General features: G+C 72.2%; 22 protein-coding genes. 10 read left to right on the top strand and 12 right to left on the bottom strand.

Annotated elements, in window-relative coordinates; translation table 11 throughout:
* Positions 1-2: 2 nt before the first annotated feature.
* The 7 genes from AB0I82_RS27030 to AB0I82_RS27060 form a co-directional block, all read right to left on the bottom strand.
* Positions 3-695, bottom strand: coding sequence for a maleylpyruvate isomerase family mycothiol-dependent enzyme (locus AB0I82_RS27030; protein WP_363259919.1), 693 nt, complete (start codon positions 693-695; stop codon positions 3-5).
* Between the two features lie 21 nt (positions 696-716).
* Positions 717-2,042 carry a glycosyltransferase gene (locus AB0I82_RS27035; protein WP_363259920.1) on the bottom strand — a complete coding sequence of 442 codons (1,326 nt, stop codon included), beginning with the start codon at positions 2,040-2,042 and terminating at the stop codon, positions 717-719.
* Entirely contained in the window at positions 2,039-2,830 is a 792-nt protein-coding gene (locus tag AB0I82_RS27040) for a MerR family transcriptional regulator (protein ID WP_363259921.1), read from the bottom strand. The genes AB0I82_RS27035 and AB0I82_RS27040 overlap by 4 nt, the downstream gene beginning before the upstream one ends.
* A gap of 90 nt (positions 2,831-2,920) precedes the next feature.
* Entirely contained in the window at positions 2,921-3,307 is a 387-nt protein-coding gene (locus AB0I82_RS27045; protein ID WP_363259922.1) for a GntR family transcriptional regulator, read from the bottom strand.
* Positions 3,308-3,380: 73 nt separating this feature from the next.
* The gene (locus tag AB0I82_RS27050; protein ID WP_363259923.1) at positions 3,381-4,346 is read right to left on the bottom strand and encodes an ABC transporter permease; all 966 of its coding nucleotides are present in this window, start codon (positions 4,344-4,346) and stop codon (positions 3,381-3,383) included.
* Positions 4,343-5,272: an ABC transporter ATP-binding protein gene (locus AB0I82_RS27055; protein WP_363259924.1), complete on the bottom strand. Its 930-nt coding sequence runs from the start codon at positions 5,270-5,272 to the stop codon at positions 4,343-4,345. Before AB0I82_RS27055 ends, AB0I82_RS27050 begins: the two co-directional genes overlap by 4 nt.
* Before the next feature lie 156 nt (positions 5,273-5,428).
* Positions 5,429-5,911: a GNAT family N-acetyltransferase gene (locus AB0I82_RS27060; protein ID WP_363259925.1), complete on the bottom strand. Its 483-nt coding sequence runs from the start codon at positions 5,909-5,911 to the stop codon at positions 5,429-5,431.
* A 67-nt stretch (positions 5,912-5,978) separates the two neighbouring features.
* On the opposite strand from AB0I82_RS27060, the gene AB0I82_RS27065 reads away from it, so the two are divergent.
* Complete coding sequence (locus tag AB0I82_RS27065) at positions 5,979-6,776, top strand: exodeoxyribonuclease III (RefSeq protein WP_363259926.1); 798 nt, start codon at positions 5,979-5,981, stop codon at positions 6,774-6,776.
* Between the two features lie 213 nt (positions 6,777-6,989).
* On the top strand, positions 6,990-7,898 hold the full coding sequence (locus AB0I82_RS27070) for a hypothetical protein (protein ID WP_363259928.1): 909 nt from the start codon (positions 6,990-6,992) through the stop codon (positions 7,896-7,898).
* A gap of 54 nt (positions 7,899-7,952) precedes the next feature.
* On the opposite strand, the gene AB0I82_RS27075 is transcribed toward AB0I82_RS27070, so the two are convergent.
* Positions 7,953-8,708, bottom strand: a complete 756-nt coding sequence (locus AB0I82_RS27075) for a MerR family transcriptional regulator (RefSeq protein WP_363260023.1) — start codon at positions 8,706-8,708, stop codon at positions 7,953-7,955.
* Between the two features lie 217 nt (positions 8,709-8,925).
* Between AB0I82_RS27075 and AB0I82_RS27080 the strand changes: the two genes are divergently transcribed.
* The 4 genes from AB0I82_RS27080 to AB0I82_RS27095 all read left to right on the top strand — a co-directional run bounded on the left by AB0I82_RS27080 (position 8,926) and on the right by AB0I82_RS27095 (position 12,555).
* Positions 8,926-10,452: an NAD(P)/FAD-dependent oxidoreductase gene (locus tag AB0I82_RS27080; RefSeq protein ID WP_363259929.1), complete on the top strand. Its 1,527-nt coding sequence runs from the start codon at positions 8,926-8,928 to the stop codon at positions 10,450-10,452.
* Complete coding sequence (locus AB0I82_RS27085; RefSeq protein ID WP_363259930.1) at positions 10,449-11,441, top strand: alpha/beta fold hydrolase; 993 nt, start codon at positions 10,449-10,451, stop codon at positions 11,439-11,441. The genes AB0I82_RS27080 and AB0I82_RS27085 overlap by 4 nt, the downstream gene beginning before the upstream one ends.
* On the top strand, positions 11,438-12,319 hold the full coding sequence (locus tag AB0I82_RS27090) for an SDR family oxidoreductase (protein ID WP_363259931.1): 882 nt from the start codon (positions 11,438-11,440) through the stop codon (positions 12,317-12,319). Before AB0I82_RS27085 ends, AB0I82_RS27090 begins: the two co-directional genes overlap by 4 nt.
* An 89-nt stretch (positions 12,320-12,408) precedes the next feature.
* The gene (locus AB0I82_RS27095) at positions 12,409-12,555 is read left to right on the top strand and encodes a hypothetical protein (protein ID WP_363259932.1); all 147 of its coding nucleotides are present in this window, start codon (positions 12,409-12,411) and stop codon (positions 12,553-12,555) included.
* Between the two features lie 57 nt (positions 12,556-12,612).
* Here the strand turns inward: AB0I82_RS27095 and AB0I82_RS27100 are convergent, their stop codons facing one another.
* Positions 12,613-15,888 (bottom strand): S41 family peptidase, encoded by a 3,276-nt coding sequence (locus AB0I82_RS27100; protein WP_363260024.1) that lies wholly within the window; start codon positions 15,886-15,888, stop codon positions 12,613-12,615.
* 339 nt (positions 15,889-16,227) lie between these two features.
* Here AB0I82_RS27100 and AB0I82_RS27105 point away from each other — a divergent pair, with 339 nt between their 5' ends.
* The 4 genes from AB0I82_RS27105 to AB0I82_RS27120 all read left to right on the top strand — a co-directional run bounded on the left by AB0I82_RS27105 (position 16,228) and on the right by AB0I82_RS27120 (position 20,211).
* Positions 16,228-17,397 (top strand): energy-coupling factor ABC transporter permease, encoded by a 1,170-nt coding sequence (locus AB0I82_RS27105; protein WP_363259933.1) that lies wholly within the window; start codon positions 16,228-16,230, stop codon positions 17,395-17,397.
* A gap of 1 nt (position 17,398) precedes the next feature.
* Positions 17,399-18,160, top strand: coding sequence for a cobalt ECF transporter T component CbiQ (gene cbiQ, locus AB0I82_RS27110; protein ID WP_363259934.1), 762 nt, complete (start codon positions 17,399-17,401; stop codon positions 18,158-18,160).
* Positions 18,157-18,915 (top strand): ABC transporter ATP-binding protein, encoded by a 759-nt coding sequence (locus AB0I82_RS27115; RefSeq protein WP_363259935.1) that lies wholly within the window; start codon positions 18,157-18,159, stop codon positions 18,913-18,915. The genes cbiQ and AB0I82_RS27115 overlap by 4 nt, the downstream gene beginning before the upstream one ends.
* Before the next feature lie 102 nt (positions 18,916-19,017).
* Positions 19,018-20,211, top strand: a complete 1,194-nt coding sequence (locus AB0I82_RS27120; RefSeq protein WP_363259936.1) for a serine hydrolase domain-containing protein — start codon at positions 19,018-19,020, stop codon at positions 20,209-20,211.
* Positions 20,212-20,239: 28 nt separating this feature from the next.
* Here the strand turns inward: AB0I82_RS27120 and AB0I82_RS27125 are convergent, their stop codons facing one another.
* From AB0I82_RS27125 to AB0I82_RS27135, 3 genes are all read right to left on the bottom strand, one after another.
* On the bottom strand, positions 20,240-21,091 hold the full coding sequence (locus AB0I82_RS27125; RefSeq protein ID WP_363259937.1) for an EamA family transporter: 852 nt from the start codon (positions 21,089-21,091) through the stop codon (positions 20,240-20,242).
* A complete protein-coding gene (locus tag AB0I82_RS27130) occupies positions 21,088-21,573 on the bottom strand; it encodes a YbaK/EbsC family protein (protein ID WP_363259939.1) in 486 nt (161 codons plus the stop codon). Before AB0I82_RS27130 ends, AB0I82_RS27125 begins: the two co-directional genes overlap by 4 nt.
* Before the next feature lie 124 nt (positions 21,574-21,697).
* Entirely contained in the window at positions 21,698-23,356 is a 1,659-nt protein-coding gene (locus AB0I82_RS27135; RefSeq protein WP_363259941.1) for a penicillin-binding transpeptidase domain-containing protein, read from the bottom strand.
* Positions 23,357-23,433: the final 77 nt, after the last annotated feature.

The following is a 23,433-nucleotide window of genomic DNA, read 5'->3' on the forward strand; positions in this document are numbered from 1 at the left end:
CCTCAGGGCACCAACGCGGTGCGCAGCATCCGCAGCCCCGCCTCCCGGTCGCCCTCCCAGGCGCCGCCGCCCGCGGGGAGCCGCCCCCACAGCGTCAGCAGCAGGCGTTCCGCCGGGGCGGCGAGCGTGGCGACCGGCGCGCCCGGCCCGTACGTCCACGAAACCCCCGTGTCCGTGGCGTACAGGCGGAGCGCGTATGTGGGTGCCGCGGCGCGGCCGCGCACTATCTGACGCGGCGCGATGGTGTCGAACACTTCCGCCACGCCGTCACCCGCCAGCTCGGCGTCGAGCGGGGCGGGCGCACCGAGCGCCAGCTCGGCGTCCCAGCGGTGGACGAGCGTCTCCAAGGCGCGGCGCCGCCGCCAGAAGGCGACAGTGTGTGGCGGACGTTCCGCGAACGTCCAGGCAGGTGCCGCCGGGTCGCCCTCCAGCGCGGCGACCAGCCGCGCGGCGCGCTCGTCGAACCACGGCCGCAGTGCCGCCGCCTCCCGAGGCGCCGCGGGCTCCTGGTGGTCGCCGTGCCGCTCGGCCACGGCCACTGCTGCCCACGCGTTCGACCGTCCCAAGTGCTCGGCGAGGTCGTGCAGCGTCCAGTCGCCGCACGTCGTGACCGGAGCGCCGAGATCACCGGTCAGGCAGGCGCGGAAGGCGTCGAGTTCGCGGCGGAGGTGGCGGAGGTGAGTGTCGGTGTCCATGGTCCGGGAAGCTACGGGAACCTAGTCGAGGCCGGTCGGCGCCGGGTCGCCTTCGGAGAGCCGCTCGACCGCGCGCAGTACGTGGGCGGCGCCGTCCTCCGTGGCCATACGCGCCGCGGCGTTCCGGGCCCGGTCGCGCATCCCCGTGTCGCTTACCGCCGCCCCGATGGCGGTCGCCAGTCGCTCCTCGGCGTCCTTACCGGTCAGGGCCTTGAAGGGGGTGGGGGCGGGCGCCGCGCCCAGGGCGGTCAGACGCGCGGCCCAGAAGGGCTGGTCTGTGGTGACCGGTACGGGGACGGTGGGGGCGCCGGCGCGTAGGGCGGCTGCTGTGGTGCCGGCGCCGCAGTGGTGGACCACCGCGGCCGTGCGGGGGAAGAGGAGTGCGTGTGGCAGGTCCTCTACGGAGAGGATGTCGTCGTCCTGGTGGGCGGCGGCCGTCAGGCCTGCCCAGCCGGCCTGGAGGATGCCGCGGACCTTGGCGCGGCGCAGCGCTCGTACGGCCAGTTCGCCCAGGCGTTCGCCCTGTCCGGCGGCCATGCTGCCGAAGCCGATGAAGACCGGTGGGGGGCCGGATGCGAGGAAGTCTTCGATGGTGGGCGGCAGGTGTTCGGTCGGCGCTGTGTACGGCCACCAGTTGCCGGATACCTGCAGGCCCGGGCGCCAGTCGCTTGGTCGGGGTGCCAGTAGCGGGCTGAAGCCGTGCAGTACTGGCCAGTGCGATGCCTCCATGCGGGCCCGCACCGCGGAGAGGGGGGCGGGAGGTAGGCCGAGTCGGCTGCGCAGGGCGCGTACCGGGGCGGAGTAGAGGCGGTCGACGATCTTCAGGGCTGCGGTGCCTGCGAGGCGGTTGCCCCAGCTGCCCAGCGGGCGGCCGCTGCCCATGGTGGGCGGGAAATCCCTGGTGGGGTGGGTGGGTTGGAGGTACACGCCCAGGGTTGGGGTGCCGGTGGCTTCGGAGAGTTGCCAGCCGAGCGGGGCGGTGGTGGTCGACAGCAGTAACAGGTCGGCGCCGGGTGCCGCGGCGTCGGCGAGCCCGTCACCGAGCTCCGCCAGGAAGGCGGCCGCCCGGGCCATCAAGGCCCGCCTGCCAGTGGCGCCCCCGGTAGCGGGACCGATGGCGCCCCCGGAGGCGGAGCCGGCCGTCCCTGGGTCGACCGTCCCTGGGTCGGCCGTTCGCGGGTCCGCCGGCAGTGGCCGGTACTCCAGGCCCGCGGCCCGTACCGGCTCCGTGTACGCCTCGTGCGTGGCCAGTGCCACCTCGTGCCCGGCCGTTCGCAGCCGCGCGCCGAGACCGGTGTACGGGACCACGTCCCCGCGCGAACCGGCCGCGGTGATCAGGATCCTCATCGCGCGCCACCTTCCACCGAGCCCCGGTGCGCCGCGTTGGCCCGTACCGCAGTCAGCAAGTACGCGGCGAGGCCCGGACGCTGTTCGGACGGCGGGACGGTGAGTGCGAAGGCGCGTGGATCGGTGGTGAAGTCCTGCGCGATGCGGCAGTGCATGTCGGGTGGGCAGGGGGTGAACCAGCGGGTGATGTGCTGGCGGTGTTCCTCGGCGAGTTCCATGGCGCGGTCGCCCTCGGGCGGTTCGCCCGCGTCGAAGGCGGTGGTCAGCCGCTGTCGCCAGGCCGCCGCCTCGGCCATGAGGCGGGACCAGTCCTCCTTGCTGTGCGCGGCGGCGCGCGCCATCGAGCGCTGGTGGCCCTCGCTGTGCTGCCACTTCAGATGGGCTTCGGTGGCGTAGGTGAGGTCGAACGAGATCTCGCCGAAGACCGCGAAGCGCTCCTCGGGTGTGAGGATGACGCCGGTCTGCTGGACTTCCATGGCCTGTTCGGCGACTTCGACCAGGCGCTGCAGCTTCTGCATCTGCTCGGTGAGCAGCCGGTGGCGGGCGCGCAGGTGTTCCAGCACGTTTGCCTGCGGGTCGGCGAGGATCGCCTTGATCTCCTCCAGGGAGAAGCCCAGTTCGCGGTAGAAGAGGATCTGCTGGAGGCGGGCCAGGTCGGCGTCGCCGTAGAGCCGGTAACCGGCCGGGCTGCGCTCGCTGGGCGAGAGCAGCCCGGTCCGGTCGTAGTGGTGCAGGGCCCGTACCGTCACGCCCGCGAAGCCGGAGACCTGCCCGACCGAATAGCTCATGGAGCACCCCGTTGTCATCCGTCCGTTGGGACCGCCTGCAGCTTGCAGCCTGACGTGACGTGAGGGTCAAGACACGGGGGCCTCGGGGGCTCAGCTCCTAGGGAAGCGGTCCTCCAGTACGGCGCCGAACAGCGCCTCGATGTCCTCGCGGTCCAGGCCCTCCGTACGGGCCCGGTCCAGCCAGTCCGCCAGCTCGGCCCGGAGCACCGCGTCCCCCTCGGACTCCGGGCGGGCGAGGGTGCGGCTCACGAAGGTGCCCAGGCCCGGGCGCGGCTCCACCAGGCCCTCGCGCTCCAGCTCGCGGTATGCCTTGAGCGTGGTGTTCGGGTTGACCTTCGTGGTGGCGGCGACCTGCGCGGCGGTCGGCAGCCGGTCGCCCTCCACCAGCGTGCCCAGCCGCAGCGCCTGCCGTACCTGCTGGACGATCTGCTGGTACGTGGCGACGCCGCTGCGCCGGTCGATGCGGAATTCGACCATGGTCAGCGCCTCTCCGCTCGGTGTGTGCGCCGGTGTGCGCGTCGGTGTGTGCGCCGGTCTGTGCGATGGCTGTTCAGAGCGGCCGCCGACGGGTCCACTGCACGATGAACGCCACGATCAGGACGGTCAGTACAAGGAGGACGCCGGTCCCGCGCCACTGCATGACCGCCATCTGGTCGAAGCTGAAGTACTCGACGATCTTATGCACGATGCCCATGTCGGACTGGCACGCCGCCTCGTTCTTGGCGTCGACGCAGGTGCCCCAGCCCAGGAGGCGGCCGTCGGCGGTGCCCAGCCACTGATCGAAGTTGATCGCGCCGTCCGGGATGGCCGGGAAGTCGCGGGAAACGGGGCCGGTCAGCGAATGCGGGGTGGCCAGCCTGGGCCGGATCCATTCGAAGACGAAGGAGGTGCCGGTGGCGGCGACGAGGGTGAGCAGCATGGCGGGGACCGCGCGGCGTACGAGCATCCCCACGGCGATTCCGCAGCTGGTGAGGAAGAGGGCCATCGCGACCGGCACCGGGCCCGTGATGTCGAAGATGGTGCCGCCGAGCCAGTCGCCGTAGTTCACCAGTCGGCTCGCCGGTGACCACATGGCGGTGAAGGCGAGGGAGATCAGCGTGGTGCAGACGAGGACGGCCAGCAGCGGCAGTCCCACGGTCGCGGCGATCCAGCGGGTCCGCGGGACGGACTGGGTGGTGGCCAGCCGTACGGTGCCGTGCTCCTGCTCGCCCGCGATCAGCGGGGCGCCGAGGAAGATGCCCAGGAGGGCGGGCAGGTACGACAACGCGTAAACGTTGTCGAACACCGGCTTGTAGAGCTGGTCGAACTTCTCGGTGTAGCGGTCGTCGTTGCCGTACTGGGCGACGAAGTCCAGTACGCCGGCGCGGTGGTAGAGGCAGTATCCGCACACCATCACGGTGAGGGCGGCCAGCAGCAGGAACGCCGTGCGGTTGCGGCGCCACACCAGCCAGGTCAGGCCGTGCAGCGGGCCGCCGCTCCGGGCCGTGGCGGTACGGGCTTCGGTCAGCGTGGTCACGCTGCCTCCTGGTGGGTCGAGGGCCGGGCGGCGGCGGTGATCAGGGACGGGGCGTCGGGGGAGCGGAGGTAGCCGAGCAGGACCTCTTCCAGGTCGGGCGCGGCGGTCTCCCATGGGCCGTCGGGCAGCTCGGCCCGGGGCCCTTCGCTCCGTACGAGCGCGGTGAACTGGCGGCCCGTGACGCGGTGCTCCACGACCGTGTGGCCGTCGGTCAGCGCCCGGGGCAGGGCGCCGTCCTCCGCCGCGCCGGTGAGCAGCGCGTGCGCGGGCAGCAGCGCGTCGGTGTCGCCCGCCATCCGCAGCCGGCCCCCGGCCAGTACGAGGAGGAAGTCGCACATCTCTTCCAGGTCGGAGAGCACATGGGACGACATCAGTACCGTCGTGCCGTGCTCGGCGGCCTCGGCCAGCAGCAGGCCGGACAGCTCGTGCCGGGCGAGCGGGTCGAGGTCGGCCATCGGCTCGTCGAGCAGCAGCAGCTGCGGCCGCTTCCCGAAGGCCAGCGCGAACGCGACCCGGGTGCGCTGCCCTCCGGACAGCGTCCCGACCTTGGCGTCCAGCGCGATGTCCCCGGCCCGCACGATCCGCTCCGCCGCCGCCTGGTCCCAGCGGGGGTTGAGCTCGCGGCCCATGCGCAGCGTCTCGGCGACCGTGAACCGCTTGTACAGCGGCTTGTCCTGCGCCAGGAAGGCGAACCGGGACAGCACGGCAGGGTCGGTGACGGGCACGCCGAACAGCTCCAGCGTTCCGGTGGTCGGCCGGACGAGCCGGGTGGCGGCGCCGAGGAGCGTGCTCTTGCCGGCGCCGTTCGGCCCGACGAGCGCGCAGACCCGGCCGGCGGGCAGCCGGAAGGACAGGTCCTGCAGTGCCCAGCCGCGCCGGTACTTCTTGCCCAGCTCCCGGGCTTCCATTGCGATGGCTTCGCTCATCCCCATCCCGGTCCCCCCTTTCACTAGTTAATTAGTGGAATGAGTATGGGAGGGTGCCCGGGAGGATGTCAACAAAGATCGCGAGCGCGGGGGCGGAGGGGCCGGCCCGGCCTCAGCCGGCGGCCGTCACGGCGGCCGGCGTCGCATCGGCCGCCGTTACAGCGGCTTGGCGAAGCAGCGGCTGTCGTCGTACTCGCGGTAGTGGCCGAACTTCGGCACCGGGCGGTAGCCGCTGGATGCGTACAGCTCCAGGGCCTCCGGCTGCTTGATCCCGGTCTCCAGGACCATCCGCGTCCGCCCGGCGGCGCGCGCGTCGTCCTCCAGCGCGGCCAGGATCCGGCGCGCCAGCCCGCGCCCGCGTGCCTCGGCCGTCACGAACATTCGCTTGATCTCGGCGTCGCCGTCCGAGTACCCCTTGTCGTTGGCCTCCTGCCGACGCCAGCCGCCGGTCGCCAGCGGACGGCCGTCCTCGTACGCGAGCAGGTAGATCCCGTTCGGCGGCGCGAACATCTCCGGATCCAGCGGGGTGATGTCGGGGTCGCCGTAGCGCAGCACGTACTCCTGCTGCACCAGCTCGTCGAGCTTCACGGCATCGGGGTGGTCGTACCGCACGGGGCGGACAACGGGCGAAATCTCCATTCATGGAATCGTACGGGCGTCCGACCGCAGGGGGCGAGCGCGTTCCGTGAGTCGGTATCGTGCCCGGATGCTCACCGTGACCACAGTAAACGTCAATGGCCTGCGGGCCGCCTCGAAGAAGGGCTTCGTACCGTGGCTGGCGGAGACCGCCGCGGACGTGATCTGCCTGCAGGAAGTACGTGCCGAGCTCGACCAGCTCCCGGCGGGGGTGCGGGCGCCCGAGGGCTGGTTCGCCACGTACGCGCCGGCCGCGGCCAAGGGGCGGGCCGGCGTGGCGCTGCTCACGCGCCGGGAGCCGGACGAGGTGCGGGTGGGCTTCGGGTCGGCGGAGTTCGACACCAGCGGCCGCTACGTCGAGGCCGACCTCCCGGGCGTCACGGTCGCCAGCCTCTACCTGCCCTCCGGCGAGGTCGGCACGGACCGGCAGGACGAGAAGGAACGCTTCATGGCGGAGTTCCTGCCGTACCTGGTGGAGCTGAAGGGCAGGGCGGCGGCGGCCGGCCGGGAGGTCGTGGTCTGCGGTGACTGGAACATCGCGCACCAGGAAGCGGACCTGAAGAACTGGAAGGGCAACCAGAAGAAGGCCGGCTTCCTCCCCGAGGAGCGCGCCTGGCTGACCCGCGTCCTGGACGAGGCCGGCTACCGGGACGTCGTCCGCGCCCTCCACCCGGACGTCGCGGGCCCGTACTCCTGGTGGTCCTACCGCGGCAAGGCCTTCGACAACGACGCGGGCTGGCGCATCGACTACCAAATGGCCACCCCCGGCCTCGCGTCCCGCGCCCTGAAGGCCTACGTGGAACGCGCCGCGGCCTACGACCAGCGCTGGTCCGACCATGCTCCGGTGACGGCGGTGTACGACCTCTGATTCGACCCGGAGGATCCCGGGGCGGCGAGCCCCGGGATCCTCCGGCGGCGTTCACTCGCGTGTCCGAGTCAGGGGCTCCAGGGCGACGTTTCTTTCACCCGTTCATGCGTGTTAGTCGGCATATCTCCTGGTTTCATGCTTTGTTGCGTTTTGTCGACATTGATGCCGTGGGGCCGGTCCGGTCGTGCGGCAAGGCAGGAGAGGAAACGCAACATGCGGTACAGGATCAAGGCTGCGTCCGGCGCGGTGGCCGGAGTGGCGCTGCTGCTCGCCTCGGCGGGGACCGCCACGGGTGACCCCGGAGGTCGGCCCGCCGCCCCGGGGAAGGGGGACTTCCGCATCGCCAGCGCCGCCGACGGGCGCTGCCTGGCGCCCCGTGCGGCCAAGGGCATGCTGGATCTGTCGCTCATCACCTGCGGCAGTCAGGGCGCGACCGATGTGTTCGGGCTGAAGCCGCGCGCCGAGGGGTTCCAGCTGCGCAGCGACGCGAAGAAGGGCTGCCTCGGCATCAACCCCGCACGGAAGCTGATGTTCCCGTCCTGCTCGGTGAAGCAGATGACGGACTGGACGTTCACGAAGCACGGCGCCGGTTACCAGATCCGCAGACCGGGCACCGACCCCAGTCGGGGACAGCTGCGCGGTGCGCCCCGGCAGGACTGCGTCACCGAGGTCATCGACCGGAAGAAGGGCGACCGCGTCTCCCTGAAGCCGTGCTCCCTCAAGGACCCGCGGCAGATCTGGAAGCTGACCGAGATCCGGCAGGCGGCGGCCCAGCAGCAGGACCCGGTGCAGCAGCCGCAGAACGGGAAGTCCGAGCCGGCGAAGCCGGAGCCGGGCCACCACGACGCGGCCAAGCCGGACCCGGCGAAGCAGGACGCGACAAAGCAGGACGCGACAAAGCAGGACGCGACGAAGCAGGACGCGACGAAGCCCGCGTCCGGGCATCACGAGTCGGGTCACCACGAGGCCGCGAAGCCGGAGGCCGGTCACCATGACGCGGCCAAGCAGCAGCCCGGCCACCACGAGTCGGGACACCCGGAGGCTGCCAAGCCCGAGGAGAAGCCCGAGGAGACGAAGCCCGCGGGCGCTCAGCCGCACGTGGCGAAGCCGGCCGGCGCGTAGCCGGCAGTAGTACGAGGAGCCCGTTCCCGGCGCGCGCAGGCGCCGGGGACGGGCTCAGTCCGCTTCCGGGCCGCCCGGCGGGGGCGGCTCCGTACCGCCCGCCCAAGAGGACAGTTCCGTACGGATGCGGCGGTCCATGGCCATGGACAGTTCGGCGTCGACGATGCTCTTGGAGAGCGGGCGCAGCTTGTCGATGGTCCCCGCGAGCTCGGTCAGCTCCTCGGGGCCGAGCGTGCCGCCGGACTCCGCGCGGGCCAGGACGTCCTGCAGGACGTGGGTGCGGATGACCGTGATGAACAGCTCGGCCAGCGCGTCGGCGTGCGCGCGCACCTGGCGCCCGGCGTCCAGTACCGCGGCGAGCGGCACGCCCGCGGCGACCAGGTCCGTCGAGGCGTCCAGCAGCCGGCGGCTGATGTGCACGAACTCGTCGCCGTCCACGGCGAGATAGCCGATGTCCAGGGACTTGGCGAGGTTGTCGACCGTCACATGGTCCTTGAAGTGGTCGGCCAGCTCCTCGGGGGTGAGGCGGACCGGGGTCTCCTCGGAGAAGGGCGCCACCAGTGAGCTGCTGTCCAGGCCGAGCAGTTCTCCGGGGTCGCGGCCGCTCTCGAAGGCGGTGAGCAGCTGTGCGATGCCGCCGAGGTTGTGGCCGCGCTCCAGCAGGCCCGCGATCGTCCGGAGCCGGGCCAGGTGGTGCTCGTTGTACCAGGCGATGCGGCCCTCGCGGCGGGGTGGCGGGATGAGCTTGCGCTCGCGGTAGAAGCGCAGCGTACGCACCGTGATGCCGGCCTTCTCGGCCAGCTCGGTCATGCGGAACTCGCGTTCCTTCGGGCCGTCCTCAGTGCCTGTCTTTGCTTCCACGGCTTCAGCCTATGCCGGTGGCCCGGCGGCGCTGCGAGGTGCAACCGCCGGTAACTTCACCTCGCGCGCCCCCTACCGCTCGGTACGCACCTGCCTTACTCTCCAATTGCGCCAGTGATTACTGGCGCGGTTCGGAGCGGGCAGGGACGGACACAGGAGGCACGGCATGGCCGAGCGCGAGCACGAACACGTACGGGTGGCGGTGATCGGAACGGGGTTCGGCGGCCTGGGGGCCGCCGTCCGGCTCCGCCGCCAGGGGATCACCGACTTCGTCGTCCTGGAACGGGCCGACTCGGTGGGCGGCACCTGGCGGGACAACAGCTATCCGGGATGCGCCTGCGACGTGCCCTCGCATCTGTACTCCTTCTCCTTCGCGCCCAATCCCGAGTGGCCGCGGAACTTTTCGGGGCAGCCGCACATCCGGGCGTACCTGGAGAAGGTCACCGACACCTTCGGGCTGCGACCGCACATCCGCTTCAACGCGGACGTACGCAGCGCGCGCTGGAACACCGACGAGCTGTACTGGGAGATCGAGACGGCGCAGGGGGCGCTCACCGCCGACATGGTCGTCTCGGCGGCCGGGCCGCTCTCCAATCCGCAGATCCCGGACGTCCCGGGGCTGGCCGACTTCCCGGGCAAGGTCTTCCACTCGGGGCGCTGGGACCACGACTACGACCTGCGCGGCAAGCGCGTCGCGATGGTCGGCACGGGTGCCTCGGCGATCCAGATCGTGCCCGAGATCCAGCCGACCGTCGAGCGGCTCACCGTCTTCCAGCGGACACCCCCGTGGGTCATGCCGCGTGCGGACCGGAAGATCACCCGCGCCGAGCACTGGCTGCACACCAAGCTGCCCGCCACCCGCGTGCTCCGCCGCCAGCTGCTGTGGGGCCTCCGTGAGCTCCAGATCGGCGCGTTCACCAAGCGGCCCAAGCAGCTGGCCGTGATACAGGCCATGGCCAAGGCGCATCTGCACCGGGCGGTCAAGAACCCCGCCCTGCGCGCCAAGCTCACCCCGGACTACCGCATCGGCTGCAAGCGCATCCTGCTGTCCAACAGCTACTACCCGGCGCTCGCGAAGCCCAATGTGGACGTCGTCGCCTCCGGGCTGAAGGAAGTACGCGGCAACACCCTGGTCGCCGCGGACGGCACCGAGACCGAGGTCGACGCGATCATCTTCGGCACCGGCTTCCACGTCACCGACATGCCGATCGCCAAGCGGGTGACCGGCGCCCGCGGCACCACCCTCGCCGAGGAGTGGAAGGACGGCATGGAGGCGCTGCGCGGCAGCAGCGCGGCCGGCTTCCCCAACTTCCTCACGATCATCGGGCCCAATACCGGCCTCGGGAACACCTCGATGATCCTCATCATCGAGGCCCAGCTGAACTACATGATCGACTACCTGCGCCAGCTCGACGCGCTCGGCGGCCGGACAGCCCTGGACGCCCGCCCCTCCGCGGTGCACGCCTGGACCGCCACCATCCAGCAGCGCATGGAGCGCACCGTGTGGAACACCGGCGGCTGCGACAGCTGGTACCTGGACGCCAACGGCCGCAACACCACGGCCTGGCCCGGCACCACCGCCGAGTTCCGCAAGGTCACCCGCCAGGTCGACATCGCCGAGTACGAGGTGCTGCGTCCGCGGGCCGGCGGACGGCCCGAAGGCGCCGAGCAGAACGTGGAGGCCGTGATTTGAGCCGCCCGCCGCACGCCACCAGAGGGCGCTACGCCCCGCCCGCCGCCCGCCGTGTGCTCACCGCCACCTCCGTGGACGGCTCCCGGCTGCACACCGAGATACACGGCCCCGAGGGCGCGCCCGCCGTCGTCCTCGCCCACGGCTGGACCTGCTCCACCGCCTTCTGGGCCCCGGTCATAAGGGAGCTGGCCGCCGACCACAAGGTCGTCGTCTACGACCAGCGCGGCCACGGCCGCAGCCCCGCGGCCGGCCCCGGCGGCTACAGCACCGAAGCGCTCGCCGACGACCTCGAAGCCATACTGGCCGACGCGCTGGAACCGGGCGAGAGAGCCGTACTGGCCGGGCACTCCATGGGCGGCATGACCGCGATGGCCGCGGCCCGCCGCCCCGGCCTGCGCGAGCGCGCCGCCGCCATACTGCTGTGCAGCACAGGCGCCGCCGACCTCGCGGCCGAGTCCCGGGTGATACCGCTGCGCTCGCCCGGCGCGCGCCGCTTTGCGCACCGCGCCGTCCTCGGCTCGCGCGCCCCGCTGGGCCCCGTCACCCCACCCGCCAAGCGTGTCCTGAAGTACGCCACGATGGGCCCCCGCGCGACGCCCGAACAGGTCGAGGCGTGCGCCCGGATAGTGCATTCCTGCCCGGTCGGGGTACGCGCCCAGTGGGGCAAGGTTCTCGCGGGCCTGGAGCTGACCGGCGAGGTGGCCCGCCTGAACGTGCCCACCGCGATACTGCAGGGCACCGCGGACCGGCTCACCCCGGTCGTGCTCGCCCGCCGGCTGGCCTCCGTACTGCCGGACTGCCTCGGCCTCACCGAACTCCCGGGGCTCGGCCACATGACGCCCATAGAGGCGCCGGACGTGGTCACCGGCAAGATCCGCGAGCTGGTACGGAACCACCTGACCGCGGCCGCGCCCGAGCCGGCCGCGCTCGCCCCGCAGCAGAAGACGAAGGCGCGGCGCGCCGGGGAAGCGAAGGAGAAGACGGCATGAGCGGACGCAGGACCCTGGAGGGCCAGGTCGTCGTCGTCACCGGTGCGGCCCGCGGCGTCGGTGAGCTGCTGGCCCGCAAGCTCTCCGCGCGCGGCGCGAAGCTCGCGCTGGTCGGCCTGGAGCCGGACGAGCTGAAGAAGGTCGCCGCCTCCCTGCACGGCGAGGCGGCCCACTGGCACGCGGACGTCACCGACCACGAGGCGCTCGCGCAGGTCGCGCAGGAGGTGAAGGCCCGCTTCGGCAAGGTCGACGTCGTGGTCGCCAACGCGGGCGTCGCCACCGGCGGCCCGTTCGTCGACTCCGACCCGGTCGCCTGGAAGCGCGTCATCGAGGTCAACCTCATCGGCGGCGCGGTCACCGGGCGCGCCTTCCTGCCCGTACTGATGGAGTCCCGCGGGTACTTCCTGCAGGTCGCCTCGCTCGCCGCGATCACCCCGGCGCCGATGATGACCGCGTACTGCGCGTCCAAGTCGGGCGTCGAGGCGTTCGCGCACAGCCTGCGCGCCGAGGTCGGGTACAAGGGCGTGAAGGTCGGCGTGGGCTATCTGAGCTGGACCGACACCGACATGGTGCGCGGCGCCGACCAGGACGACGTGATGCGCGAGCTGCGCCAGCGGCTGCCGTGGCCGTCGAACAAGACGTATCCGCTGAGCCCTGCCGTCGACCGGTTCGTGGCCGGCATCGAGCGCCGCTCCGCGCATGTGTACGGACAGTGGTGGCTGCGCGGGATGCAGTCCATTCGCGGTTATCTGCCCGCGATCATCGGGTCGGTCGGGCAGCGCGAGATGAAGCGCTTCGGCAACCGGCTGGAGGGCATGAAGGTCGGGCTGGTGGGCGCCGGCGGTGCGGCGGACGAGAGCGCGCGGTCGCAGCGGTAACCAGTCCGCACGCCGTCCGAAATGCGTAGTTAATTGCTCCATGCGAGGCTGGTGTGCATTCCGTCGTCACCTCAACGGGAGTACACGCCATGGGCCTGATAGACCAGTTCCGTGCCAAGCAGCGGGAGCTCGACGAGCGGGCGCGGCGTGCGTCCGGCAACGAGGACGTACCGGAACGCGGCCAGCAGGCGGCGTCCCGCCCGCAGAAGACCTCCGAGGAGGGCCTGGAGGCCTGAGCCGGGCCGGACGTGTGAGGGGCGCACCCGAAGCGGGTGCGCCCCTCACACGTGCCGTCAGCCGTTGCTCCGTGGCGGCAGCTCCGGACGGCTGTTGTCCGGGACGTTGGCGAGCCCCGGCGGGTCCGTCGCCGGGTGCCGCTCCAGCAGCTCCAGCGCCGTACGGACGGCGACGCCCAGCTGCGGGTTGCGGCCCTCCGCCCACTGGAGCGGCGAACGCAGCGCCTGGATGTCGGCCTCCACGCCGCGGTTCTCCACGTCCCAGCCGTACGCGTCGAACCACGCGGCGTTCATCGGCACGGTGATCGACGTGCCGTCGCCGAGGCGGTGCCGGCCGGTCATCCCGACCACCCCGCCCCAGGTGCGCAGGCCCACCACCGGTCCGATGCCCTGGAGTTTGAAGGCCGCGATGATCATGTCGCCGTCGGAGGACGTCATCTCGTCCGCGACCGCCACGACCGGACCGCGCGGCGCGTTCGACACGTACGTCACCGGCTGCGCGTCCCGGGTCAGGTCCCAGCCCACGATCGTGCGGGTCAGCTTCTCGATGACCAGCTCGGAGATGTTGCCGCCGGCGTTGCCCCGTACGTCGACGATCAGCGCCGGGTGCGAGACCTCCATCCGGAGGTCGCGGTTGAACTGCGCCCAGCCGGAGCCGCCCATGTCGGGGATGTGCAGATAGCCGCACTTGCCGCCGCTCAGCTCGCGCACCACCTCGCGGCGCTTGGCCACCCAGTCCTGGTACCGCAGCGGCCGCTCGTCGATCAGCGGCACGATGGCCACCCGGCGGGAGCGGCCGTCGCCCTCGGGGGCCTCGAAGGTCAGCTCCACGGTGGTGCCGCCCGCCGCCGCCAGCAGCGGGAACGGGCCCGTCACCGGGTCGACCGCGCGGCCGTCGATGTGCGTGAGGACCGCGCCCTCGCGGATGCCCGTACCGGCCAGTGGGGAGCGGGCCTTGGAGTCGGAGGAGTCGCCGGGCAGGATGCGGTTGAGGATCCAGCGGTCGTTGCGGCACACGAAGTTGGCGCCGAGCAGGCCGATCGCGCGCTGGTAGTGCGGCGGGCCTTCGTTGCGCCGCGCGCCCGTGACGTACGCGTGCGAGGTGCCCAGCTCGCCCATGACCTCGCGGAGCAGGTCGGCGAATTCATCGGGGGAGGCGACCCGTTCGACCAGCGGGCGGTACTGGTCCAGCACCGCGCCCCAGTCGATGCCGCACATGCCCGGGTCCCAGAAGTAGGAGCGCACGATCCGGCCCGCCTCGTCGAACGCCTGCCGCCACTCCGCCGCCGGGTCCACGTCGTGCAGGATGCGCCGCAGGTCCAGGAAGACCGTGGAGTCGGCGTCCGGGGTCTCCAGCGCGGGCACCGACCGCAGATCGCCCTCGTCGTTGATCACGAGACGAGTGCCGTCGCCGCTGAGCGCGTAGGAGTCGATCGAGCCGGTCAGCTCCGTGCGCTTGGCCTTGACCAGGTCGAAGTGTTCCAGCGTCGGCTGGCCCGAGGTGTTGTCCGGGTTGGCGAAGGTCTCGCCCAGCGCCCCGGAGATCGGCCAGCGCAGCCACACCAGCCCGCCGCCGGCCACCGGCGAGAGCGCGGAGTACTTCGAGGCCGCGACCGGGAACGGCGTCACCCGGCTGGGCAGCCCCTCCACCTCCACCAGCACCATGCCCTCGGCCGCCGTGTCCACCGGGTCCAGGCCGCCGGCCGCGGGCCGGCCCTCCGGGGACAGCGCGAAGGGGGAGGGGGTGGCCGAGGAGAGCGGGACCAGATACGGGCGGCAGCCCAGCGGGAAGGACAGATCGCCGGTGTGCACGTCGTAGACCGGGTCGAAGCCGCGCCAGGACAGGAATGCCAGATACCGGCCGTCGCGGGTGAAGACCGGCTGCTCGTCCTCGAAGCGCCCGTTGGTGACGTCCACGACCAGGCCGTCGCCCAGCTTGGCGATTTTGATCTTCCGCAGCGACCGGCCGATGCCCGGATGCGACCAGGTCAGCCACTTGGAATCGGGCGAGAACGCCAGGTCGCGCACCGGGCCGTTGTCCGAGCGCACCAGCTCGGTGACCTCGCCCTCGCCCTCCTCGGAGGCGTCCACCAACAGCAGCCGCCCGTCGTTCGCGGCCACCGCCAGCCGCTCGCCGTCCGGCGCCGACACCAGCTCGTGCACCCGGCCGAGCTGCCCGGCGGCGAGCCGGCGCGGCTCCCCGGGCCCGGACGCCTTCGGCAGGTCCGCGATCTCGATGGCGTCCTCGCCGACCACGTCGGTGACGTACGCGATCCGGCCCGTGTCGCCCAGCATCTCCGGCAGCCGGACCCGCACGCCCGGGATGTCGTGGATCGTGCGCGCCGGGCCGTCGCGGTGCGTGAGCCAGTACAGGCTGCCGCGCACGCCGACCGCGCTGGCCCGGCCCGTGGCGTCCACCGCGAGGGAGGTGACGTTGGCGGCGGCGGGCACCTGATGCGTGCGGCGGCCCGTGCGCGGCCCGCCGAGCCGGACCGGCAGCTTGCGCGGCTTCCCGGCCGGGCTCAGATCGTCCACCAGCCACAGCTCGCCCGCGCACTGGTACACGATGCGCTCGCCGTCGCTGGCGGCGTGCCGGGCGTAGAAGTCCGCGTGGTCGGTGTGGCGGCGCAGGTCCGTGCCGTCGGGGAGGCACGAATAGACATTGCCGACGCCCTCGTGGTCGGAGAGGAAGGCGATGCGGCCGCCGACGAACATCGGGGTGTCCAGATGGCCGTTGATCTCCGGCACCAGCTGGGTGCCGTGCAGCCACAGCCGCCCCGTCGCGCCGCCGCGGTACCGCTTCCAGGCCGCGGGCTCGTGCGGCGGAGTGCCGCTGAGCAGCAGCGTTTTGTGCTCGCCATCGATGTCGGCGACCGCGATGTTCGACACCGGACCCCATGGCAGCCGCCCGCCGGGGCTCCCGTCGGTCGGCAGCTTGTACGCCCAGGAGTAGTACGAGAACGGCTGGCCGTGCGAGGATACCGCGAGCACCTCGCCGTCCGGGGTCCAGCCGCACACCCGGGCGTCCACGCTGCCCCAGTAGGTCAGCCGGCGGGCCGGGCCGCCCTCGGACGGTACGAGATGAACCTCCGGGTCCAGGCTGCGCCATGTGGTGAACGCGATCTCGCTGCCGTCGGGGGAGAAGCGCGGATGGCTCACCCGTGTGCGGTCCACGGTCAGCCGCCAGGCGCGGGGCGGCTCGGCGTCCTCCGGGACGACCGGCGCCACCCACAGGTCGTCCTCGGCGGCGAAACACAGCGTGTCCCCGTGGATATGGGGGAAGCGGAGATAGGACCCGCCGGTGGTGCCTCCGTCCGGCTTGACCGGCCGCAGGCGGCCGCGGGCTCTGGTCGGGGCGGACTGCGTCTCCGAGGGCGGCTCGACGGCCTCCTGTGCGTCGCTCACCCGTCCATCGTTTCGGCCCCGGCAGGCCGCGGCAACTCGACTCCCAGAAGTCACCCCAAGGGGTGACGCTGCGTGGAGCCGTGCCCCGCGCTTTTCCTCCGGGCGTGCGCCGGTGTTGTACGCGGTAGTGGCCTATGTCATACCCGCGAACGGTCTCAGGGGTAGTGACCTCCCCGAATGGGCAGTTCCGCAGTACGGACGTTCTTGCACATCATTTGCAGTACGACCACCATGAGTGGGTTACGACCACGAGCGGAGAGCCCAGCCATGCATGTCCCCGACGGATTCATCAATGCCCCGGTCTCGCTGGCGACCGGTGCGGTCGCCGCGGCCGCCGTCGCGGTCAGCCTGCGCGGCGCCCGCCGCGAGCTGGGCGGCGACGGCCTCGGCGGTGAGCGCACCGCGCCGCTCGCCGGCCTCGTCGCCGCGTTCATCTTCGCCGTACAGATGCTGAACTTCCCGGTCGCCGCCGGCACCAGCGGCCACCTCCTCGGCGGGGCGCTCGCGGCGATACTCGTCGGCCCCTACACCGGGGTCCTCTGCGTCTCCGTCGTCCTGCTCATGCAGGGCGTCCTCTTCGCCGACGGCGGCCTCACCGCGCTCGGCGTCAACATCACCGACATGGCGGTGACCACGACCGTCGTCGCCTATCTGCTCTTCCGCGGCCTGGTGAAGGTACTGCCGCGCACGCGCCGCTCGATCACGGTCGCGAGCTTCGTCTCAGCCCTGGTCTCCGTCCCCGCCGCGGCCCTCGTCTTCACCCTGCTCTACGCGCTCGGCGGCACCGCCGACGTCTCCACCGGCAAGGTGCTGACCGCCATGGTCGGCGTGCACGTCCTCATCGGCATCGGCGAGGCCGTCATCACCGCCCTCACGGTCGGCGCGGTGATCGCCGTACGGCCCGACCTCGTGTACGGCGCCCGCGGCCTCACCAAGCCGCTCGAACTGAAGGTCACCCCCGTCGCCGCGCCCACGGCACCGGGCGCGCCCCGCCCCGAGCCCGTCGCCGCTCCGGCGGCCGCGTCCGAGGCGGCGCCCACGGCCGGGGCGTCGACCGCCGAGGCCGAGCCCAAGACCCCCGCACCGGTGGCCCCCGCCCCCCGCTCCACCAAGCGCGTCTGGCTCGCCGGCGTCGCCGCCGCCCTGGTCTGCGCCGGCGGCGTCAGCTACTACGCCTCCGCCAGCCCCGACGGCCTGGAGAAGGTCGCCCAGGACCAGGGCATCGACAAGACGGAGAAGGACCACGCCGCCAAGGACTCCCCGCTCGCCGACTACAGCGTCAAGGACATCACCAATGCCCGGCTCTCCGGCGGCTTGGCGGGCGTGATCGGCGTCGGCGCGACCCTGGCCGTCGGTACCGGCGTCTTCGTGGTCGTCCGCCGCCGGGATGCCGCGGAGACCGCCGCTACCGACGACCGCACCCCGCAGCAGGTCTGACATGGGTGCCGGACACGCCCACAAGCTCTACCGGCACGGGCACTCGCCCGTGCACGCGCTCCCCGCGCACTGCAAGATCGCGGCCGTCTTCGGCTTCGTGCTGATCGTCGTCTCCACGCCCCGCGAGGCGGTCTGGGCCTTCGCCCTGTACGCAGTACTCCTCGCGGCGGTCGCGGCGGCGGCCCGCATCCCCGCCGGCTTCCTCCTCAAGCGCCTCCTCATCGAGGTGCCGTTCGTCGCCTTCGCGCTGCTCATGCCGTTCGTCGCCGAGGGCCCGCAGGTGCACGCGCTCGGCATGTCGCTCAGCGAGTCCGGCCTGTGGGGCGCCTGGAACATCCTCGCCAAGGGCACCCTCGGCGTCGCGGCGTCCGTACTCCTGGCCTCCACCACCGAACTCCGCGAACTCCTCCTCGGCCTGCAGCGCCTGAAGATGCCCCCGCTGCTCGTCCAGATCGCGTCCTTCATGATCCGCTACGGCGATGTGATCACCGACGAGATGCGGCGGATGCGCATCGCCCGCGTCTCGCGCGGCTTCGAAGCGCGCGGCGTCCGCCACTGGGGCGTCCTCGCCAAGTCCGCCGGCGCGCTCTTCATCCGCTCCTACGAGCGCGGCGAACGCGTCCACCTCGCCATGGTCAGCCGCGGATACACCGGCACGATGCCGGTCACCGACGAGGTGACCGCCGACCGCGCCCAGTGGACCTCCGCCGCGCTGCTCCCCCTTGCCGCCCTCGCCGTCTGCCTCCTCGGATGGACCCTATGAACACCACCGCCCCCTCCCTCCAGGTCTCCGGCCTCGCCTACGCCTACCCCGACGGCCACCAGGCCCTCTTCGGCGTCGACCTGACCGTCGCGCGCGGCGAGCGGGTGGCCCTGCTCGGCCCGAACGGCGCCGGCAAGACCACCCTCGTACTGCACCTCAACGGCATCCTCGAAGCGGGCGCCGGCACCGTCGCCGTCGCAGGCCTCCCCGTCGCCAAGCGCAACCTCGCGGAGATCCGCCGCCGCGTCGGCATCGTCTTCCAGGACCCCGACGACCAGCTCTTCATGCCGACCGTGCGCGAGGACGTGGCGTTCGGCCCGGCCGCCGCGGGCCTGCGGGGCGCGGAGCTGGAGGAACGCGTCATCGAGGCGCTCGACCGGGTCGGCATGGCGGGCTTCGCCGACCGGCCCCCGCACCACCTCTCCTTCGGCCAGCGCCGCCGGGTCGCGGTGGCCACCGTCCTCGCCATGCGTCCCGAGATCCTCGTACTGGACGAGCCGTCCTCCAACCTCGACCCGGCCTCCCGCCGCGAACTCGCCGACGTACTGCGCTCCTTGGACGTCACGGTCCTGATGGTCACCCACGACCTGCCGTACGCGCTGGAACTCTGCCCGCGCTCGGTCGTCCTCTCCGGCGGGGTCATCGCCGCCGACGGCCGTACCCAGGACCTGCTCTGCGACGGGGACCTGATGGCGGCCCACCGGCTCGAACTGCCTTTCGGCTTCGACCCCCGCTCGGTGACCGCCCCGGTGTGACATGCCCGCGGCGGTTCCTGTGACCCTCCCCACGGCCGACGGGTTCCTGGTCATCAGCACTGATCGGCGCGTTGCACCATGGATGGGTCACAAACGCGACGGATGAGTGGGAAGCGGGAACCAGTGGTGGACGTCCACGGCACGGTCGAGGCCGGCTATGAGCCGGTCCGCGATGCCTTCGCGGCGAACTTCGCGCAGCGCGGTGAGCGTGGGGCGGCGGTCGCCGCCTATCGGCACGGGCGCAAGATCGTGGACCTGTGGGCCGGTGCCAAAAACGCCGATGCGGACGACGCGACCCCCTGGCAGGAGGACACCGCCACCGTCATCCGCTCCGCCACCAAGGGCGTCGCCGCCGTCGTGCCGCTCCTCCTCCACCAGCGCGGCCAGCTCGACCTGGACGCGCCGGTCGGCACGTACTGGCCCGAGTACAAGGCCGCCGGCAAGGAGCGCACGCTGGTCCGCCACCTGCTCTCGCACCGCGCGGGAGTACCGGTACTGGACAACCCGCTCACCCCCGCCGAGGCCGTCGACGGCGTCAGCGGCCCGGCCGCTGTGGCCGCGCAGGCCCCGGCCTGGGAACCCGGCACGGACCACGGCTACCACGCCCAGACGTACAGCTGGCTCCTCTCGGAACTGGTCCTGCGGGTCACCGGCCGCACGATCGGCGCGTTCGTCGCCGAGGAGATAGCCGGGCCGCTCGGCCTGGACCTGTGGATCGGCCTCCCCGAGGCGGAGGCAGGCCGGGTCGGACGGCTCGCCGAGATCACCCCGCCGCCCGCCCCTGAGGGATCCGGCCTGCGGGTACGGCCCAAGCGGGCCGTGGCCGAGGCGTACGAGGACCCCACCTCCCTCACCCGCCGGGCCTTCGCGGCGATCTCCCCGCACGCCGACGAGAACGCCCCCGAGTTCCGCGCCGGGCAGCTCCCCGGCTCCAACGGCATCGCCACGGCGCGCGCCCTGGCCCGCCTGTACGCGGCGCTCATCGGCCCCGTGGACGGCCACCCCCGCCTCTTCGCGCCCGCGACCCTCACGCTGGCACGTACGGAGGAGTCCGCGGGCCCGGACCGTACGCTCATCGCCTCGTCGCGCTTCGGCCTGGGCTACATGCTGCACGGCCCCGCGGCCCCGCTGCTCGCCCCCGGCTCGTTCGGCCACCCGGGCCGCGGCGGCGCCCTCGCCTTCGCCGACCCCGAATCGGGCCTCTCCTTCGGCTACATCACCAACGGCATGCAGAAGAACGTCACGGCGGACCCGCGGGCACAGGCGCTGGTCCGCGCGCTGCGGACGACGGTCTGAGGTCGGTGCAGAGGCCCGGGCGGCGCCGCTAGCTCGTGTGCAGCATCAGTCCGATGCCGACCACCATCAGCCCCGCCGCCGCGATCCGCGGTGCCCCGAAGCGTTCCTTCAGGAAGATCGCGCCGATCGCGGCGCCGACGATGATCGAGGACTCGCGGAGCGCCGCGATCGGCGCGAGCGGCGCGCGGGTCTGCGCCCACAGCACCAGCCCGTACGCGAAGACCGAGAGCACGCCGCCGAGCAGCCCGCGCACGGCGAACGGGCGCAGCTCGGCGAAGAGCGCGCGGCGCCGCGTGGCCACCGCGTAGGCGGGGATCGCGATGCCCTCCAGGAGCATCAGCCAGCCGATGTAGCCCAGCGGCGTACCGGAGGCGCGCACGCCCACGCCGTCGACCGTCGTGTACGAGGCGATCGCCAGCCCCGTGGCGACCGCGGCGGTGATCGCGGGCCAGTGCGGCCGCGCACCGGAGCCGCGGATGCCCCACAGGGCGACGCCGAGGAGGCCGGCGGAGGCAAGCGCGACGCCGGCCAGCGCCCAGGCGTCGGGCAGTTCGTTGACGAAGACCGCGGCGAGGACGGTGACCACGAGCGGCGCGGTGCCGCGCGCGATCGGGTACATCTGCCCGAAGTCGCCGAGCCGGAAGGACCGCATCAGCAGCGCCTGGTAGACGACGTGCAGCAGCGCGGAGGCGATGAGCAGCGGCCAGGAGCCGGCGGCGGGGAGCGGCGAGACCGCTGCGAGTACCGCACCGCAGACGGCGCCGCCGGAGCCGACGAGGGTGAAGGCGAGCAGCTGGTCCTTGATGCCGTGGGCGATCGCGTTCCAGGCGGCGTGCGTGATGGCGGCGGCCAGTACCGCGGCGACGACGAGCGGGGTCACGGGGTGTGCTCGCGGACGTCCACGACGCGGCCGCCGGCGTGCTCGATGAGCGACTTGGGGTCGAGCGGGAAGACGGTGTGCGGGGTGCCGGCGGCGGCCCAGACGGTGCCGTGGGCCAGTAGCCCCTGGTCGGCCAGGACGGTCGTACGGGTGCGGTGCCCGAAGGGCGGTACGCCGCCGATGGCATAGCCGGTGGTCTCACGGACGAGATCGGCGTTGGCGCGGCCGACGTGCTGCGCGCCCAGCTCGGCCCGCACCTTGTCGAGATCGACCCGGGACGCCCCGTCCATGAGAACGAGGACGGGCACCCCGTCCGCTTCAAAGACCAACGACTTGACGATCTCGGCGGGCTCGCAGCCGACCGCGGCCGCGGCCTGCGCCGCCGTGCGGGTGGCGTCGGGGAAGCGGCGTACCGCGACTTCGAGGCCCAGCTCGCGCAGGGCGGCGGCGAACAGGGGATGAGCGTCGGCTGAAGTACTCATGGCCCGCACGCTAGCGAAAGCTGTACGGGCCATGCGACCGGGAAAAGGGGGCCGTCCGCGATGTGGACGACCCCCTTCCGGGAGGGCAGGGCACTCAGCCCCGGGTTCTCAGCCCTGGATGTTCTCAGCCCTGGTTGAGGATGGCGCGGACGACCGGGCCCGCGTTGTCGCCGCCGTGGCCGCTGGCCGGGACGACGGCCGAGGCCGCGAGGTCGCCGTTGTAGGCGGTGAACCAGGCGTTCGGCTTCTTCTGGTTGTCGACCTCGGCGGAGCCGGTCTTGGCGCCGATGTCACCGCTGAGGCCGGACATCGCCTTGGCGCCGGTACCGGAGGTGGCGGTCAGCTTCATCAGGGACTTCATCGCGGACGCGGTGGCCGGCTTCATGTTCCGGGAAGCCTTGGCCAGCGTCCGGTTGTCGAGGTCCGGGGAGACCAGGTACGGCTGGTGGAAGCTGCCGGCCTGGACGGTCGCCGCGATGGAGGCGACGTTCAGCGGGTTCATCCGGACCCCGCCCTGGCCGATGAGCGAGGCGGCCATCTGGGCGTCGCTCTGCACCGGGACGTTGCCGTCGAAGCTGGGGATGCCGGTGTTCCAGGTCTGGCCGAGGCCGAAGACGTCCCGTGCCTGCTTGGTCAGGTCGTCGTCCTTGAGCTTCTCGGCCTGCGAGATGAAGGCGTTGTTGCAGGAGGCCGCGAAGCTCTGCGCGAAGGTGCCGTCCTTGATCTCGGTCTTGTTGAGGTTCTGGAACTTCCAGCCGCCGTACGTCACGTACTTCGCGCACGGGTGCTTCTTGTTCGGCGAGGTCAGGCCCTTGTCGATGAGCATCGACGCGGTGACGACCTTCATCGTGGAGCCGGGCGCCAGCGAGCCCTGCGTGGCGACGTTGAAGCCCTTCTCGGGCGCGCTGGCGATGGCCAGGATCTCGCCGGTGCTGGGCTTGATCGCGACCGCCGACGCCTTCTTCTTCGCGGCGACCGCCTTCTGCGCGGCAGCCTGGATCTTGGCGTCCAGGGTGGTCTTCAGCGTGCCGGGGGTGCCCTTGGAGAGCACCTTCAGCGTCTGGTCCGGCTTCTGCGCCGCCTTGTTGTCGCTCTTGGCGCGCTCGATGAAGAACTCGACGCCGGGAGTACCGCCGGCCTTCTCGCCGTACTTGTCGCGCAGGCTGGCGAGGATGCCGGCCAGTTCCGGGTTGCTGTCCTTGGTGATCTCGGTGCCGTTGCGGTCCACCGCCTTGATGGGCGGCGCCTCGCCCTCGCCCGTACGCAGCGTGTCGCCCTCCCCGAGCCCGGGGTGCACGATCGTGGGCTGCCAGGCGACGACCGGCTCGCCGGTGGCCTTGTCCCGCTCGACGGTGAGGGAGGTGGCGTACGAGACCGGGGCGCTCTTGCCCTGGTACGAGATCTGCCCGGACACCTGGTACGGCACCACGTCACCCTTACGGGTCCCGGGCGTGAGCCGCAGCTGCTCGATGTGGGCCTGCTTGGCGACGCCGGTCAGCGCGGTGGTCGCCGCCTCCGTGTCGTCGGTCAGCTTCGCTGCCTTGGCGACCTCGCCGGACTGCCAGGCGTTCAGGAAGCCCGTGGCGGCGGTCTTCACTTCCTTCGCGGAGAGCGGCCCGGTCTTCACCGTCGCGCCGCCGTCGGCGGACTTGCCGTCCGCCGCCGTGACCTCCTGCTGCGGGGCCTCATCACCGGAACTTCCCATCAGGGTGTACCCGCCGACGCCTCCCGCGACCAGGGCGATCGCCCCGCCGATCAGCCCGTACCTCACCTCGCGGCGCATGACTTACCGTTCCCCTCCCGAAGAAAGCGTGGCCGTCCCTGGAAACCCGACACAAGAACGTGCAGCGCACTCTATGG

The organism is Streptomyces sp. NPDC050315, from assembly GCF_040655775.1.
Lineage (GTDB): Bacteria > Actinomycetota > Actinomycetes > Streptomycetales > Streptomycetaceae > Streptomyces.

Coding starts and splice junctions, on each gene's coding strand:
- AB0I82_RS27120 (WP_363259936.1), top strand. CDS start 19,018: ATGAGTGGGAAGCGGGAACCAGTGGTGGACGTCCACGGCACGGTCGAG.
- AB0I82_RS27035 (WP_363259920.1), bottom strand. CDS start 2,042: ATGAGGATCCTGATCACCGCGGCCGGTTCGCGCGGGGACGTGGTCCCG.
- AB0I82_RS27080 (WP_363259929.1), top strand. CDS start 8,926: ATGGCCGAGCGCGAGCACGAACACGTACGGGTGGCGGTGATCGGAACG.
- AB0I82_RS27105 (WP_363259933.1), top strand. CDS start 16,228: ATGCATGTCCCCGACGGATTCATCAATGCCCCGGTCTCGCTGGCGACC.
- AB0I82_RS27135 (WP_363259941.1), bottom strand. CDS start 23,356: ATGCGCCGCGAGGTGAGGTACGGGCTGATCGGCGGGGCGATCGCCCTG.
- AB0I82_RS27130 (WP_363259939.1), bottom strand. CDS start 21,573: ATGAGTACTTCAGCCGACGCTCATCCCCTGTTCGCCGCCGCCCTGCGC.
- AB0I82_RS27060 (WP_363259925.1), bottom strand. CDS start 5,911: ATGGAGATTTCGCCCGTTGTCCGCCCCGTGCGGTACGACCACCCCGAT.
- AB0I82_RS27040 (WP_363259921.1), bottom strand. CDS start 2,830: ATGAGCTATTCGGTCGGGCAGGTCTCCGGCTTCGCGGGCGTGACGGTA.
- AB0I82_RS27075 (WP_363260023.1), bottom strand. CDS start 8,708: ATGACCGAGCTGGCCGAGAAGGCCGGCATCACGGTGCGTACGCTGCGC.
- cbiQ (WP_363259934.1), top strand. CDS start 17,399: ATGGGTGCCGGACACGCCCACAAGCTCTACCGGCACGGGCACTCGCCC.
- AB0I82_RS27095 (WP_363259932.1), top strand. CDS start 12,409: ATGGGCCTGATAGACCAGTTCCGTGCCAAGCAGCGGGAGCTCGACGAG.
- AB0I82_RS27030 (WP_363259919.1), bottom strand. CDS start 695: ATGGACACCGACACTCACCTCCGCCACCTCCGCCGCGAACTCGACGCC.
- AB0I82_RS27115 (WP_363259935.1), top strand. CDS start 18,157: ATGAACACCACCGCCCCCTCCCTCCAGGTCTCCGGCCTCGCCTACGCC.
- AB0I82_RS27070 (WP_363259928.1), top strand. CDS start 6,990: ATGCGGTACAGGATCAAGGCTGCGTCCGGCGCGGTGGCCGGAGTGGCG.
- AB0I82_RS27090 (WP_363259931.1), top strand. CDS start 11,438: ATGAGCGGACGCAGGACCCTGGAGGGCCAGGTCGTCGTCGTCACCGGT.
- AB0I82_RS27045 (WP_363259922.1), bottom strand. CDS start 3,307: ATGGTCGAATTCCGCATCGACCGGCGCAGCGGCGTCGCCACGTACCAG.
- AB0I82_RS27055 (WP_363259924.1), bottom strand. CDS start 5,272: ATGAGCGAAGCCATCGCAATGGAAGCCCGGGAGCTGGGCAAGAAGTAC.
- AB0I82_RS27065 (WP_363259926.1), top strand. CDS start 5,979: ATGCTCACCGTGACCACAGTAAACGTCAATGGCCTGCGGGCCGCCTCG.